Below are 14672 nucleotides of genomic sequence, written 5' to 3' on the forward strand. Positions count from 1 at the left end.
GAATGCGACTCCGAGCCGCAAGGCGAGGAGGTGGCATGAGCAGGCATGACGAGCCGATCGTGCTGGGGATCGAGACGTCCTGCGACGAGACGGGCGTGGGCATCGTCCGCGGCCACACGCTGCTGGCCAACACCATCGCCTCCAGCATGGACGAGCACGCCCGCTTCGGCGGCGTGGTGCCCGAGGTGGCGTCGCGGGCTCATCTGGAGGCGATGACGCCCACGGTCGAAGGCGCGCTGGCCGCCGCCGGGCTGCGCTTCTCCGACATCGACGCGGTCGCCGTCACCGCCGGTCCCGGTCTCGCGGGTGCGCTGCTCGTCGGCGTGGCCGCCGCCAAGGCGTACGCGCTGGGGCTCGGCGTCCCGCTCTACGGGGTCAACCACCTCGCCGCGCACGTCGCCGTGGACCAGTTGGAGCACGGACCGCTGCCCAAGCCCTCGGTCGCGCTGCTGGTGTCGGGAGGGCACTCCTCGCTGCTCCTGGTGCCCGACGTGGCGCAGGACGTGATCTCGCTCGGGTCGACCGTGGACGACGCGGCCGGGGAGGCGTTCGACAAGGTGGCCCGGGTGCTCGGGCTGCCGTTCCCCGGCGGGCCGCACATCGACCGGGCCGCCCGCGAGGGCTCGGGCACGGCGGTGGCGTTCCCGCGCGGCAAGTACGACGACGGCACCCTCGACTTCTCCTTCTCGGGGCTGAAGACGGCCGTGGCGCGGTGGGTCGAGGCGCGTGAGGCGGCGGGCGAGGCGGTGCCCGTGGCCGACGTCGCCGCGTCGTTCCAGGAGGCGGTCGTGGACGTGCTCACCCGCAAGGCCCTGCAGGCGTGCGCCCGCTACGACGTGAAGGACCTGCTCATCGGGGGCGGCGTGGCCGCGAACTCCCGGCTGCGGGCCATGGCCCAGGAGCGCTGCGACGCGGCCGGGGTGCGCCTGCGGGTGCCGCGGCCCGGCCTGTGCACCGACAACGGCGCGATGGTGGCGGCGCTCGGCGCGAACCTGGTGGCGGCGGGCGCGAAGCCCTCCACTCTGGATATCCCGGCAGACTCGTCGCTTCCGATCACCGTCGTCAACGTCTGAGCGCCGCCCTCGCGCTCGCCTCCGCCGTCCGTCACGGCGACGGGGTGGTGGGAGCGGTTCTCGGCAGGCGTGGCCGTGGCGGTTCTCGGCCGGGGCGGCCGGGGGTGGTTCTCAGTCGGTGTGGCCGCGGGCGGGGCGCAGGAGGACCTCGGCGAGCGCCAGCATGGTCTCTTCAAGTGCGGCGAGCCGCCGGGCCACGTCGCCCCGGGCTGGTTCCATGGCGCGGGTGACCGCGTCTGAGACGGTCTCGGCGATCTGCTCGCGGTCGGGCCGGCTGCGCACCGCGTCCGCGAGGGGCACCACGGCGCCCGCCGCCAGGGTGAGGTCGGCGTTCATACCCGCGATGGTGGTGCTCATCTCGTCCACGCCGGCGGCGACGTCCCCGACGTCGGCGCCCAGCGCGGTCACCCTGGCGTCCATGCCCTCGACGGCGTTTCCGAGCCCGGCCACGGTGCCGCGCAGTTCCCCGATGCCGAGATCGGCGGGCAGGTTCCCGACCCGCTCGCCGACCGCCTCGACCCCGCTCTCCACCGCCTCGATCCGGCCCCCGACCGAGTCCAGCCGTTCGACGACGACGGCCTCCAGCCGTTCGGTGCGCTCGGTGAGCGCGGCGAGGACCTTGTCGATCCGGGTGAACCGCCCGGCGGCGGCCTCCATGCTCCCCTGGAACTTGCCGAGCCGGTGCGAGACGTCCGCCATCCGGTCGGCGAGGCCCTGGGTCCGGCCGCCGACCTCGTCCACGTGGTCGCGCAGCAGCTCCATGTGCTGGGCGAGCCCCTCCGCCCAGGCGGGCGGCCTGACCGTCATGTCGTCGAGCCGCTGGGTGATCGCCTCAAGCGCGACGCCGAGGCCGCCCAGCTCACGCTCGCGCACCTCGCGCAGGAGCCACTCCATGCCCTCCAGTCGCTGGCGGATCTCGTCGAGCACGGCGCCCTGCGTCCGCTGCTCGTAGACGTGGTCCTGGGCCGCCCGGGCGAGCAGTTCACGCATCCGGTCGGAGATGGCGGTCTGGCTGCCCGCCTGGAGGAGGTTGTGGCTGGAATGCTCCACCGAGAATGCTCCTTCACTCGCCGAAACGTCGGTTCGGCCCGTCTCGCGCAGATGAACGAACAGGCGGCACGCCCGACGGCCAACTTTAGGCCCTGACCCGCGGCCATCAGGCGTGGAATGAGAAAGGCGGTAATTGCCGGTGTATTGTTCCGGTTTCACCCGTCTGTGCTGGTAGCGGGCTGGCAGAGCAGGGCGAACGGCCTTTCTTCGATGCGGGTCAGCACGATCACGCAGGAATTGTCGCCGGAAAGCCGCAGGTCCTTGCGCAGCCGTTCGACGTCGACGGCGGACCCGCGCTTCTTGATGGTGACCACGCCGACGCGCCGTTCGCGCAGCGCCGCCCTCAGCCGTTTGAGCGAGAACGGCATGACGTCGGTCACCTCGTAGCAGGACGCCCATTCCGTCCGTACGAGCCGGTCGCTCGTGATGTAGGCGATCCGCGGATCGAGGAGACGGCCCGACACGAGGGCCGCGACCTCGCCGACTAGATGGGCCCGCACCGCGGCGCCGTCGGGCTCGTAGAGATAGCGGCTCACCGGCCCGGTCTCCGCCTCCGCGCCGGACGCCGTGAGCGTGGCCCCGGACGGCAGCAGGGTGGCGCGCCGGACGCCGGGCCCCAGGCCGGTCCAGATCGCCGCCTCCTTCACCTCGCCGCGGTACGACACCCACTCAGCCTCGGCGCCCTCCGGGATGAACTCGTACGGGATGCCGGGGGCCACCTTCAGGCAGGCCGCCGGGGCGCGGGCCACCAGGTCGAGCACGACCGGCCACGTGGGGGAGTACGCCATCGGGTCGAAGGTCCGTCCCCTCGCCCCCCTTCTGGCGGGATCGGCGAACAGCAGGCCGTATCCGGCGGGGTCGGCCAGCGCGGCGTCGCCCGTGCGGACGTCGACGAGGGAGGACAGGCCGAGCGCCGCCGCGTTGGCGCGGGCGACCTCCACGGTCAGCGGGTCGAGGTCCACGGCGTGCACCGGGCAGCCCGCCCTCGCCAGCGCGAGCAGGTCCCCGCCGATCCCGGAGCAGACGTCGAGCACGGCAGGGCCGCCCTCCGGCACTCCGGCGGCGCCGATTCCGGCTGCGCGGATTCCGGTTGCCCGGGTTCCGGCGGCCCGGATTCTGGCGGCCCGGTGGGCGGCGACCTCGGGACGGGTGGCCTGCTCCAGCCCGTGGGGGGTGAAGTACATGACGGCGGCGTCGGGGCCGAACTTCGCCTCGGCCCGCCGCCGCAGCGACGCCTGGGTGAGCGCCGCCGCGGCCAGGTCGGCCGGGTGGCCGCGGCGCATCGCGCTCGCGGCGGCCACGGGATCGGCGCCGTCGGCGAGTATCTTCACGGCCTCGTCCAGGGCCCCGCGCCCGGCGGGCGTGAGCAGCGTGCGGAAGGCGTCCAGGTCCACGCTCGCGACGCTACCGCCTGCCGGACCAGCACGTCGGCCGGCGGTCAGCAGGAGCCGACGTCGCCGAGCGAGCTGAGCAGCTTGCAGAGCAGCCCGGACAGCCGCTCCCGGTCCTCGGCGGTGAGGCCGGACAGCATCCGCTCCTCGTTGGCCACGTGCCCCTCCAGCAGGGTGTCGACCACCGCCCGGCCCTCGTCGGTGAGGGTGATCAGGACCATGCGGCGATTGGTCGGCGAGACCTCCCGGTGCACCAGACCCCGGGCGACGAGGCGGTCCACCCGGTTGGTGAGCGCGGCGGAACTGACCATGGCGGCCGTGGCGAGATCGCTCATGCAGAGCCGGTGATCGGAGCTGGACCGGAAGAGAGTCGCGAGCACGTCGAACTCCCACGGTTCGAGGTCGTGCCCGGTGAAGTACTCCTTGATGCCCTTCTCCATCAGGCGGGACGCGCGGGAGATCCGCCCGGCCACCCCCATCGGCGAACAGTCCACGTCCGGGCGCGCCCGGGCCCACTGACCGAGGATCTGGTCGACGGCGTCGTTGCCGGGAGCGCAGTCGCCGGCGGTGTTGTTCGCGGGGGTGCCGTTCGCGGGGGTGCCGTTCGCGAGGGTGTCGTTCCCGGGGGGCTCGTTCGTGAGGGTGTCGTTCATGGCGCGCGCGGTCTGGGTTCTCCTCGCCGCTCCTCCTCCATCAGCCATCGTAGCCGACACTTCGACGTTGAAATATCTGCGGGAGGCGAGGTACCTTCGGTGTTGAACAGTAAGACATCGAAGTATTCGAGGTGGAAAGATGAAGGTCCAGCTGCTCGGCGCGACGGGATACATCGGTTCGGCGCTGGCGGAGCGCCTCGCCGGAGGCGGCCACGAAGTGGTCGCGCTCGTCCGGCCGAAGGCCCGCGAGACCGCCGTACCGGGCGAGGTCCGCCATGGCGACCTGTACGAACCCGAGACCCTCAAGGGCGCGGTGACGCCGGACATCGACGTCGTCGTCCACGCCGCCAACCCCACCGGGGACGAGGACGTGGACGTCGCGGCGATCGAGGCGCTGGCCGGAGGAGGCGCGCGGCTCGTCTACATCAGCGGCGTCTGGGTGCTCGGCGCCACCACTGAGGCGGCGGGCGAGGGCGCGCCGGTGAACCCCATCACTCCCTCCCGCTACCGTCCGCGGGTGGAGAGGCTCGTGCTGGACGCGGGCGGCGTCGTCGTCAGGCCCGGCATCGTGTACGGCCGGGGCGCCGGAATCCCCACCGTGCTCGCCGCCCCCGGGCAGGAGGACGGCCGGTATGTCCACGCGGGCGGCCCGGTGCCGACCTGGGCGACCGTCCATGTCGACGACCTGGCGGACCTGCTCGTGCTCGCGATCGAGAAGGCGGCGCCGGGGAGCCTCTTCCACGCCGTCGCCGAGGAGGCGGTGAGCGTCGCCGACGTGGCGGCGGCCGCGGGCCGCACGGGGAGGGCCGTGCCGTGGCCGATCGACGAGGCGAGCGAGGTGCTCGGGCGTCCCTTCGCCGAGGGGCTGGCCCTGAGCCAGGTGGTGAGCGGCGACCTCGCCAGGAACGTCCTCGGCTGGCGGCCGAGCCGCCCCGGCATCCTCGACGACGTCCGCTCCGGCTCGTACGCCTCCCGCGCCTGACGATCTCCGCAGGACGCGCGGGTCCGCCGGAAGGGGCGACGGTGACGCCGGCGCGGCGGGCGCCTGAACGTGTGATCGCGGGCACGTTGCCGCCGGATGCGTCTGACCTGCGATGCCGGTTCGTGTTGACTGTCACGCGCCACTTGCATACTGTTTCGTGTTGGCACTCTCCCATCGAGAGTGCCAATAGCGACGAGACAGGTCTGACACCCGCGACGGCAGGCCGCTGGTCGCCTCTTCAGCTCATTCATCGCAATCTGAAGGGGAGGTCCGATCGTGACGACCGCCACCAAGGTTCCCGTTAAGCCGCTTGGCGACCGCATCGTGGTCCAGCCGCTTGAGGCCGAGCAGACCACCGCCTCCGGCCTGGTCATCCCGGACACCGCCAAGGAGAAGCCGCAGGAGGGCCGCGTCCTCGCTGTGGGCCCGGGCAACTGGGACGAGGACGGCGAGAAGCGCATTCCGCTCGACGTCAAGGAGGGCGACGTCGTCCTCTACAGCAAGTACGGCGGCACCGAGGTCAAGTACGGCGGCGAGGAGTACCTGGTGCTCTCGGCCCGCGACGTGCTCGCCATCATCGAGAAGTAGGCCGCGCCGGCTTGTGGAGCCCCGGGACCATGCGCCCGGGGCTCCGCGCGCTCACAAGGAGACCTGAATGCCGAAGATCCTGGAGTTCGAAGAGGACGCGCGGCGCGCTCTCGAGCGTGGTGTCAACGCTCTCGCCGACGCCGTCAAGGTGACGCTCGGCCCCCGCGGCCGCAATGTCGTCATCGACAAGAAGTTCGGTGCCCCGACGATCACGAACGACGGTGTCACCATCGCTCGCGAGGTCGAGCTGGACAAGCCGTACGAGAACCTGGGCGCCCAGCTCGCCAAGGAAGTGGCGACCAAGACCAACGACATCGCGGGCGACGGCACCACCACCGCGACCGTCCTGGCCCAGGCCATGGTCCGCGAGGGCCTGCGCAACGTGGCCGCCGGCGCGCAGCCGCTGGGGCTCAAGCGCGGCATCGACAAGGCCGCGCAGGCCGTCAGCGAGCGGCTGCTCGGCAGCGCCCGCCACGTCGAGGACAAGAAGGAGATCGCCAACGTCGCGACGATCTCCGCGCAGGACGCGAAGATCGGCGGCCTGATCGCCGAGGCGTTCGACAAGGTGGGCAAGGACGGTGTCATCACCGTCGAGGAGTCCAACGCGATGGGCCTCGAGCTGGAGTTCACCGAGGGCCTCCAGTTCGACAAGGGCTACCTGTCGCACTACATGGTGACCGACTCCGAGCGCATGGAGGCGGTCCTGGAGGACCCCTACATCCTCATCACCCAGGGCAAGATCTCCTCCATCGCGGACTTCCTGCCGCTGCTGGAGAAGGTCGCCCAGACCAAGCGCCAGCTGCTGGTCATCGCCGAGGACGTCGAGGGCGAGGCCCTGGCCGTCCTGGTGACCAACAAGATCCGCGGCACCTTCACCTCCGTCGCCGTCAAGGCCCCCGGCTTCGGCGACCGCCGCAAGGCCATGCTGCAGGACATCGCCATCCTCACCGGCGGCCAGGTCGTCAGCGAGGAGGTCGGCCTCAAGCTGGAGCACGTCGGCCTCGACGTGCTCGGCACGGCCCGCCGCGTCGTGGTCAACAAGGACACCACCACGGTCGTGGACGGTGCCGGCGACGCCCAGGCGATCGAGGACCGCGTCCGCGAGATCAAGGTCGCGATCGAGCAGTCCGACTCCGACTGGGACCGCGAGAAGCTCCAGGAGCGTCTCGCGAAGCTGGCCGGCGGTGTGTGCGTGCTGCGTGTCGGCGCCGCCACCGAGGTGGAGCTGAAGGAGAAGAAGCACCGCCTCGAGGACGCGATCTCCGCGACCCGCGCCGCGATCGAGGAGGGCATCGTCTCCGGCGGTGGCTCCGCGCTCGTGCACGTGTCCAAGGAGCTCGACGACCTGGGCCTGACCGGCGACGAGGCCACGGGTGTCTCGATCGTCCGCAAGGCGCTGATCGAGCCCGCCCGCTGGATCGCCGAGAACGCGGGCATGGAGGGCTACGTCGTCACCACCAAGATCGCCGCGATGAACGTCGGTGAGGGCCTCAACGCCGCCACCGGCGAGTACGGCGACCTGGTGGGCCAGGGCGTCATCGACCCCGTCAAGGTGACCCGTTCGGCCGTGCAGAACGCCGCGTCCATCGCCGGCATGCTGCTCACGACCGAGGCCCTCGTCGTGGACAAGCCCGAGGAGGAGGCTCCGGCCGCCAACGGCGGTCACGGTCACGGCCACGGTCACGGCCACTGATCCCGCGCCTTCCGCGCCTCGCGCCCCGCGCCCGCCCGCAAGGGCGGACCGCGGGGCGCATCGCTTTTTGCGCCCCTTGCCCCTTCCGCGGCGGGGCGGGCCGCCGGGGACGAAGCCGGCTCGCGGCCAATGCGAACGACGCACGCTTCTTTTTCCCTGTCAAGTCAGCAGGCGTATATCCCTTGTTTTCGGCATTCCGGTTGGAATGTTCCAACGGACTAGTGATCAGATGATTACGGTCCGTTATCGACGCGTCAATGTGACCAATCCGTAGCCGTTAACCATGACGACATGAACGATCGCGACGGGCATCATGCCTAACGTGACCGAGGGATGCGTCGCCGACGCCGCAACTGGGGTAAGGCTTGCGACGAGATCGGATGAGCCCGACCTCAGGGAACTGACCAGCCTTGCCGTACAGGGAGATCGCACCGCGATCGAATCACTGCTGGGACATTTGCGCCCGATGGTGGTTCGCTACTGCAGAGCTCGACTGGGCAGGGTGTCCGGTCAATACCACATCGCCGACGACGTGGCCCAGGAGGTGTGCATCGCGGTGCTGTCGGCGCTGCCGCGCTACCGCGACATGGGCCGCCCGTTCGCCTCGTTCGTCTTCGGCATCGCCTCCCACAAGGTGGCCGACGCCCTGCGCAGCTCGGTCCGCTCGGCCGTGCCGACGCAGGACCTGCCGGACGGGCCCGACGAGGGCCCCGGGCCGGAGGAGACGGTGGTGCGCTACATCGAGGCGCAGCACGCCCGCGACCTGCTCGCCCGGCTCCCGGACACCCAGCGCGAGCTCCTCATCCTGCGGGTGGTCTCGGGACTGTCCGCCGAGGAGACGGGTAATGTACTCGGCATGTCACCAGGTGCCGTCCGGGTCGCGCAGCATCGTGCGCTCGCCAGGCTCCGGCAGCTGGCCGAGCTGGAGTCGATTGCGTGACCACGAAACGTCGTCGTACGGCTCGCCACCTCGGGTCGTACGGCGATGCCGACGTGGAGGGCGAAGTACTGCGGACGGACGCCCTCCTCGACGCGCTCGCCCGCCGTGAGCCGGTCGGCGGCGCGGACGCCGCCATCCGCTTGCTCGGCGCGCTCGTCGCCGACGTGGACAGTCAGCGGCTCTCCTCGGTGTCGATCACACCGTCCACGTAGCCCCGGGCGTACTCCCAGCTGACGTAGTCGGCCGGGTCGGGCTGGTAGGCCGGCTCGTGGACCTGCGGCCGGCCGTTGTCGATCATCTGGCGCAGGTTGCCGCGCAGCAGGTCCCAGTCGAAGTAGTGCTGTTCGCCGCACTCCGGGCAGTCGAGGACCAGCCCGAGCACGCCCTGGGGCTCGAGCAGAGAACGGAAGACCTCCACGTCGGCGAGGTCGGTCAGCGCCTCGTCGCGTTCCGCGAGCGTCAGCGGCTCCACGTCGTCGGGCGCTCCAAGCTCCGCCGCGGGGTCGTTGGGGTCATCCGCGAACGGGTCGCGGGGGACGTCTTCCAGCACGCATCCCACCTTATGACCACGGCCCCCTCCACGAGCGAAAGTGCGCCCCAACTGCTCGTCGGGCCGTGATCCGGGGCGCGGGCCTCACAGCCAGCCGCGGCGGGCCGCCTCCACTCCGGCGTGGAAACGGGACTGGGCCCCCAGCTCCGACATCGCCTCGGCGAACCTGGCCCGCACCGTGCGCACGGAGACCCCGAGGTGGCGGGCGATGGCGTCGTCGGACAGGCCGTGCGCGGCCAGCCGCAGCACCTGCTGTGCGTTGTTGTGCGGGGAGATCGGCGCCGCCCGGGCCCACAGCTCCTCGAACAGCGCCCGCAGCGCCCCCACCACGACCGGGGCGTGGACCAGGTAGCAGTTGTAGGAGTGTTCAGGCAGTGGGACGCCCCACTCGGCGGGCAGCCCGGCGGTGCCGTCGCCGAGCGCGAAGAACCAGCTCGGCACCGTGTCGAGGGCGCGCAGCCCCGCGCCCGCGGCGGAGAACCGCGCGCACACCTCCCGCATGGCGGGCGCGGACACGGCGTCGAGCGCGACGACCATCCGCGGGCGCAGGATGCCGTCCGCGGCGGCCTGGATCCACTGGCCGCCGTATCCGTCCGCGAACCTGGCCATGGTGCGGCGGTCCGGCACGGCCATGACCAGCTCGGCGGGGGGCGCCTGCAGCGCAAGGCCGATCACGCTCTCGCAGAGCTCGTCGGCGCCGCTCAGCGGCTCGACCGAGAACCGCCCGCTGCGCCAGTCGCGGCCCGCGTCGTAGTGGTGGGTCAGGCGGCCGGCCGCGGCGAGCACCTCGTCGATCTGACGGGTCTCCCGGGCCACGCGGTCCAGCCTCTCGGCCACCAGCCGCCCGATCGTCGCGGCCGGGTGCCGGGCGAGGAACTCCTCCCGCTGCCGGTTCACCGCGCCGAGCCGTACGAGCCCGTCCAGGGCATCGAGCACGTCCTCTGCGGGCCGGTCGACGGCCTCGGCCAGCTCGGTCAGCGTGGCGCGGTGCAGCCGCAGCATGGCCGTGTAGAGGGCCGCCTGGTCGGAGGAGAGCCCGAGGCTCTCGAACGGGTCGGTCTGCAAGGCGGCGTTGCGCGTCGTACTCATGCTCGCTCCGTCGGGGTGGTCACACTGGTCGCGCGGCGCCTGCGGCACCGCACTGGTCGCGCCGCGTCAATCGCGCCGCCGGGTCGCGTCGTGCCGGTCGCGGCGTGCCGATCGCATCGGGCGCGCTGATCCACGCGCTGATTAGCTGGGCGAAAACGTTTCCCGGCGTCCGGCGCGCCGACTTCCGCCCCACCCCCTCGCTCTGAGTCGCGAGAATAGCTCGGATTTTCCGCGCTGTCCGTGTCGTTCCCACATTTGGCACGGCCGGCGGTGGCGGCTTTTGTATGGACGTGAGGGTTCGCATTTGTTTCCGGCCCGGTTCCGGGAGACAGGAAATGCATCTTTGTGCAGTTGCACGTTACGCCATTGCGCACGGACGCTGCGTGACGCATTCTTGACCCAGCGTTAGCCGGGAACGCCGCGTCTGCCGGGCGCGGAGGGGGGCTCGACGGGCGTGGCGGGCGCGACGCGGGGAAGTGGGGGGACCGGAAGCCGGTCCCCCCACTTTTTGTGCCCTCCCTCTTGACAGGTCGGCCGGAAGCGGTTTGGGGCGGCCACTAGACTGACCTCGGGTCTGGCGAGGGACCTACGCGCGAGGGACCCACAGCGCAGGAGGGTGCAGCAGATGGCCAAGTTCACCGAACCGGGACTCACGTTCGACGACGTGCTCCTCGTTCCCGCCTATTCGGACCTGCAGCCGGGGGACGCGGACACGACGACCCGGCTGTCCCGCACCATCACGCTGCGGATCCCGCTGATGTCGGCCGCGATGGACACGGTCACCGAGGCGCGCATGGCGGTCGCCATGGCGCGGCAGGGCGGCATCGGCATCCTGCACCGCAACCTCTCCATCGAGGAGCAGGCGCAGCAGGTCGACCTGGTCAAGCGATCGGAGGCGGGGATGGTGACCAACCCCGTCACCTGCTCTCCCGAGGACACCCTCGCCGACGTCGAGCGGCTGTGCGCGACCTACCGGATCTCCGGGGTCCCGGTCACCGACGCGGACGGCGTGCTCGTGGGCATCGTCACCAACCGCGACATGCGGTTCGAGAGCGACCAGAGCCGGGCCGTGCGCGACGTCATGACCCCGATGCCGCTGGTGACGGCGCCGGTGGGGGTCGACCGCGACGAGGCGTTCCGGCTGCTGCGGCAGAACAAGGTCGAGAAGCTCCCGCTCGTGGACGAGGCCGGCCGCCTGCAGGGCCTCATCACGGTCAAGGACTTCACCAAGAGCGAGCAGTACCCGATCGCGACCAAGGACGCCGACGGCCGCCTGATGGTCGGCGCGGCGGTCGGCGTCGCGGGCGACGCCGAGGAGCGCGCCATGACGCTGATCGAGGCGGGCGCGGACGTCATCATCGTCGACACCGCCCACGGGCACTCGCGCGGCGTGTGCGACATGATCGCCAAGATCAAGGCCAACGGCCGGGTGGACGTCATCGGCGGCAACGTCGCCACCCGCGCGGGCGCGCAGGCGCTGGTCGACGCCGGCGCGGACGCGGTCAAGGTGGGCGTCGGGCCCGGCTCGATCTGCACCACCCGGGTCGTCGCCGGCGTGGGCGCCCCGCAGCTCACCGCCATCTACGAGGCCGCGCTGGCGTGCGGCCCGGCCGGCGTCCCGGTCATCGGCGACGGCGGCCTGCAGTATTCGGGCGACATCGCCAAGGCGCTGGCCGCCGGGGCCGACACCGTCATGCTCGGCTCGCTGCTGGCCGGCTGCGAGGAGTCGCCCGGCGAGCTGATCTTCATCAACGGCAAGCAGTTCAAGTCGTACCGGGGCATGGGGTCGCTGGGCGCGGTGCGCAACCGCGAGCGCGGCGGCGCGTCGTTCAGCAAGGACAGGTACGCGCAGGCCGAGGTGTCGGGGGAGGACAAGTACATCCCCGAGGGCATCGAGGGCCAGGTGCCCTACCGCGGCCCGGTCGCCGCGGTGGCCCACCAGCTCGTCGGCGGACTGCGGCAGGGCATGTGGTACACCGGCTCCCGGACGATCGAGGAGCTGCACGAGAAGGCGCAGCTCATGCCGATCACCGCGGCCGGGCTCAAGGAGAGCCACCCGCATGACATCCAGATGACGGTCGAGGCTCCGAACTACCACGGGCGCTAGCTCGTACCGGAAGAAACGGAAAGAACAGGCGATATGACACAGGTGGAGATCGGGCGCGGCAAGAGCGGGCGGCGTGCCTACGCGCTGGACGAGATCGGCATCGTGCCCTCCCGGCGCACCCGTGACCCGGAGGAGGTGTCGATCTCCTGGCAGATCGACGCCTACCGGTTCGACTCTCCGCTCGTGGCGAGCCCGATGGACAGCGTCGTGTCGCCGCAGACGGCCATCGAGATCGGGCGCCTGGGTGGCCTCGGCGTGCTCGACCTCGAAGGGCTGTGGACCCGCTACGAGGACCCGGCGCCGCTCCTCGAGGAGGTCGCCACCCTCGACACGGCGGCCGCGACCGCGCGGCTGCAGGAGATCTACACCGCGCCGATCAAAGACGAGCTGATCGGCCGCCGCATCGAGGAGATCCGCGCCGCCGGTGTCACGACCGCCGTACGGCTGTCGCCGCAGCGCACCGTGCAGCACCACAAGGCCGTGATCGACGCGGGCGTGGACATCTTCGTGATCCGCGGCACGACGGTCTCCGCCGAACACGTGTCGGGCCGGGCCGAGCCGCTCAACCTCAAGCAGTTCATCTACGAGCTCGACGTCCCGGTGATCGTGGGCGGCTGCGCGACGTACACGGCGGCGCTGCACCTCATGCGCACCGGCGCGGCCGGCGTACTGGTCGGCTTCGGCGGCGGCGCCTCCCACACCACCCGCAACGTGCTGGGCGTGGTCGTGCCGATGGCCACCGCGATCTCCGATGTGGCCGCGGCCCGCCGCGACTACATGGACGAGTCGGGCGGCCGGTACGTCCACGTCGTCGCCGACGGCGGCATGGGCGGCTCCGGCGACATCGCCAAGGCGATCGCCTGCGGCGCCGACGCCGTCATGGTGGGCTCGCCGCTCGCGCGGGCCACCGAGGCCCCCGGCCGCGGGTTCCACTGGGGCTCTGAGGCCCACCACCCCGAGCTGCCGCGCGGCAAGCGGGTGGAGTTCGGCACGATCGGCACGCTGCGGGAGATCCTGCACGGCCCGTCGTCGCTGGCCGACGGCTCGATGAACCTGCTCGGCGCGCTGCGCCGCACGATGGCCACCGCAGGCTACTCCGACCTCAAGGAGTTCCAGCGCGTCGAGGTGGTCGTCGCCCCGCCGCAGCGCTGAGCCACTGACACGACCCAGAGAGGGCCGGGCCCGTCGGGCCCGGCCTTCGGCTTTCGGCTCTCGACTTTCCGGGGATCGGTCAGGGGTGGCGGACCCAGGCGCCGCGCTTCATCACGCCGCCGACGCTCAGGTCGTCGTCGAGCACCACGAGATCGGCGTACTTGCCGACCGTGATCGAGCCGATCTCGCCGTCCAGCCCGAGGACGCGGGCGGGGGTGAGCGAGGCCATCAGCGCGGCGTCCACCAGTGAGCGCCCGACCTCCCGCACGGTGCGGCGGAAGGCGACGTCCATCGTGAGCGTGCTTCCGGCGATCGAGCCGCCTCCGGGAGCGTCGGAGGCGAGCCGGGCCACCCCGTCCACGACGTCGACGGTCATCGGGCCGAGCGGGTAGCGCCCGTCGCCCATGCCCGCCGCCGCCATCGCGTCGGTGATCAGGGCCGTGCGGTCCGCGCCCGCGGCGTGCATGGCCAGGCGCAGCATCGCCGGATGGACGTGGACGCCGTCGTTGATCAGCTCGACGGTCACCCGCTCGTCCTGGAGCAGGGCGGCGATCGGTCCGGGCACGCGGTGGCCGAGCGGCGGCAACGCGTTGTAGAGGTGGGTGGCCACGCTCGCTCCGGCGTCGATCCCCTCGATCGTCTGCTCGTAGGTCGCGTCGCTGTGGCCCAGCGCGGCGACGACGCCCTCGGCGGCGGCCTCCCTGATCACGTCGAGCGCGTTCGGCAGCTCGGGCGCGATCGTCAGCATCCGGACGTGGCCCCGCCCGGCCTTCACCAGCGCCCGGAACTCCGTCACGTCGGGATCGCGCAGCAGCGTGGGCTCGTGCGCGCCGCAGCGCGACCTGGCGATATAGGGCCCCTCGAAGTGGATGCCGGCGAGCAGGCCCTCCTCGCACAGGTCGGCGAGCGTCGCGGCGGCCCGCGCGAGCGTGTCGGGCGCGGCGGTGACGAGGCTCGCCACGAGGGTGGTCGAGCCGCGGCCCCGATGGAAGGCCGCGACCGCGGCGGCGCTCTCCGGGTCGCCGTCAGGGAAGCTCCCGCCGGCGCCGCCGTGGCTGTGGATGTCGACGAAGCCGGGGACGACGGCGCGCCCGCCCAGGCCGAGCCCGTCGCGCGGGGCCTGCCCGCGCCCGATGTGGGTGATCCTGCCGTCCTCGATGGTGAGCCAGCCGTCGTGGACGCCGTCGGGAGTGACGATGCGGGCATCGGAGAGAGTCACGCTCATGCCGCCATCCTCCCGCGTCCGGCGCGTGGCCGCGGCTCCGGGTCCGGTGGCTGCGCCGTACGCGGGGTGGGCGCCGGAAGGGCGGGCATCGCAGCAGAAAGCGCCCATCGGATTGGCATGTCCTCAATTGAGGTGAACAACGGTCGAAAAGTTATGGCTTCCTATCAGGGAAGCAGAAA

14 protein-coding genes are annotated in these 14672 nt (G+C 71.7%); 8 read left to right on the plus strand and 6 right to left on the minus strand.

From position 1 onward, the window contains the following. The first annotated feature begins 35 nt into the window (after window positions 1-35). Window positions 36-1073 (plus strand): tRNA (adenosine(37)-N6)-threonylcarbamoyltransferase complex transferase subunit TsaD, encoded by a 1038-nt coding sequence (gene tsaD / locus BXA11_RS03025; RefSeq protein WP_076432550.1) that lies wholly within the window; start codon window positions 36-38, stop codon window positions 1071-1073. A 111-nt stretch (window positions 1074-1184) separates the two neighbouring features. Here the strand turns inward: tsaD and BXA11_RS42985 are convergent, their stop codons facing one another. The 3 genes from BXA11_RS42985 to BXA11_RS03040 all read right to left on the minus strand — a co-directional run bounded on the left by BXA11_RS42985 (window position 1185) and on the right by BXA11_RS03040 (window position 4167). Continuing rightward, the gene (locus BXA11_RS42985) at window positions 1185-2123 is read right to left on the minus strand and encodes a hypothetical protein (RefSeq protein ID WP_159454724.1); all 939 of its coding nucleotides are present in this window, start codon (window positions 2121-2123) and stop codon (window positions 1185-1187) included. A 155-nt stretch (window positions 2124-2278) separates the two neighbouring features. Beyond that, entirely contained in the window at window positions 2279-3517 is a 1239-nt protein-coding gene (locus tag BXA11_RS03035) for a class I SAM-dependent methyltransferase (protein WP_076432552.1), read from the minus strand. Window positions 3518-3561: 44 nt separating this feature from the next. Next, window positions 3562-4167: a MarR family winged helix-turn-helix transcriptional regulator gene (locus BXA11_RS03040; protein WP_083743916.1), complete on the minus strand. Its 606-nt coding sequence runs from the start codon at window positions 4165-4167 to the stop codon at window positions 3562-3564. A 139-nt stretch (window positions 4168-4306) separates the two neighbouring features. Between BXA11_RS03040 and BXA11_RS03045 the strand changes: the two genes are divergently transcribed. The 5 genes from BXA11_RS03045 to BXA11_RS41855 all read left to right on the plus strand — a co-directional run bounded on the left by BXA11_RS03045 (window position 4307) and on the right by BXA11_RS41855 (window position 8582). Beyond that, window positions 4307-5149, plus strand: a complete 843-nt coding sequence (locus BXA11_RS03045; RefSeq protein ID WP_076432554.1) for an NAD-dependent epimerase/dehydratase family protein — start codon at window positions 4307-4309, stop codon at window positions 5147-5149. Window positions 5150-5425: 276 nt separating this feature from the next. Continuing rightward, window positions 5426-5737 (plus strand): co-chaperone GroES, encoded by a 312-nt coding sequence (gene groES, locus BXA11_RS03050; RefSeq protein WP_030508383.1) that lies wholly within the window; start codon window positions 5426-5428, stop codon window positions 5735-5737. A gap of 67 nt (window positions 5738-5804) precedes the next feature. Continuing rightward, window positions 5805-7430 (plus strand): chaperonin GroEL, encoded by a 1626-nt coding sequence (gene groL, locus BXA11_RS03055; RefSeq protein ID WP_076432556.1) that lies wholly within the window; start codon window positions 5805-5807, stop codon window positions 7428-7430. Window positions 7431-7743: 313 nt separating this feature from the next. Next, window positions 7744-8370: a sigma-70 family RNA polymerase sigma factor gene (locus tag BXA11_RS03060; protein WP_030508385.1), complete on the plus strand. Its 627-nt coding sequence runs from the start codon at window positions 7744-7746 to the stop codon at window positions 8368-8370. Beyond that, the gene (locus tag BXA11_RS41855; protein WP_143734054.1) at window positions 8367-8582 is read left to right on the plus strand and encodes an anti-sigma-D factor RsdA; all 216 of its coding nucleotides are present in this window, start codon (window positions 8367-8369) and stop codon (window positions 8580-8582) included. The genes BXA11_RS03060 and BXA11_RS41855 overlap by 4 nt, the downstream gene beginning before the upstream one ends. Here BXA11_RS41855 and BXA11_RS03070 read toward each other — a convergent pair. Next, a complete protein-coding gene (locus BXA11_RS03070) occupies window positions 8543-8920 on the minus strand; it encodes a DUF5319 domain-containing protein (RefSeq protein ID WP_030508386.1) in 378 nt (125 codons plus the stop codon). The two genes, BXA11_RS41855 and BXA11_RS03070, sit on opposite strands and share 40 nt — an antisense overlap. Before the next feature lie 84 nt (window positions 8921-9004). Next, window positions 9005-10009, minus strand: a complete 1005-nt coding sequence (locus BXA11_RS03075) for a helix-turn-helix transcriptional regulator (RefSeq protein ID WP_076432558.1) — start codon at window positions 10007-10009, stop codon at window positions 9005-9007. Window positions 10010-10634: 625 nt separating this feature from the next. Here BXA11_RS03075 and guaB point away from each other — a divergent pair. Both guaB and BXA11_RS03085 read left to right on the plus strand, forming a co-directional pair. Then, window positions 10635-12116: an IMP dehydrogenase gene (guaB, locus tag BXA11_RS03080; RefSeq protein WP_030508388.1), complete on the plus strand. Its 1482-nt coding sequence runs from the start codon at window positions 10635-10637 to the stop codon at window positions 12114-12116. Between the two features lie 33 nt (window positions 12117-12149). Beyond that, a complete protein-coding gene (locus BXA11_RS03085) occupies window positions 12150-13268 on the plus strand; it encodes a GuaB3 family IMP dehydrogenase-related protein (protein ID WP_030508389.1) in 1119 nt (372 codons plus the stop codon). Window positions 13269-13347: 79 nt separating this feature from the next. Here BXA11_RS03085 and nagA read toward each other — a convergent pair whose 3' ends face one another. Continuing rightward, window positions 13348-14493 carry an N-acetylglucosamine-6-phosphate deacetylase gene (nagA, locus tag BXA11_RS03090; RefSeq protein ID WP_076432560.1) on the minus strand — a complete coding sequence of 382 codons (1146 nt, stop codon included), beginning with the start codon at window positions 14491-14493 and terminating at the stop codon, window positions 13348-13350. Window positions 14494-14672 lie beyond the last annotated feature (179 nt).

The organism is Microbispora rosea, from assembly GCF_900156315.1.
GTDB classification, from domain to species: domain Bacteria; phylum Actinomycetota; class Actinomycetes; order Streptosporangiales; family Streptosporangiaceae; genus Microbispora; species Microbispora rosea.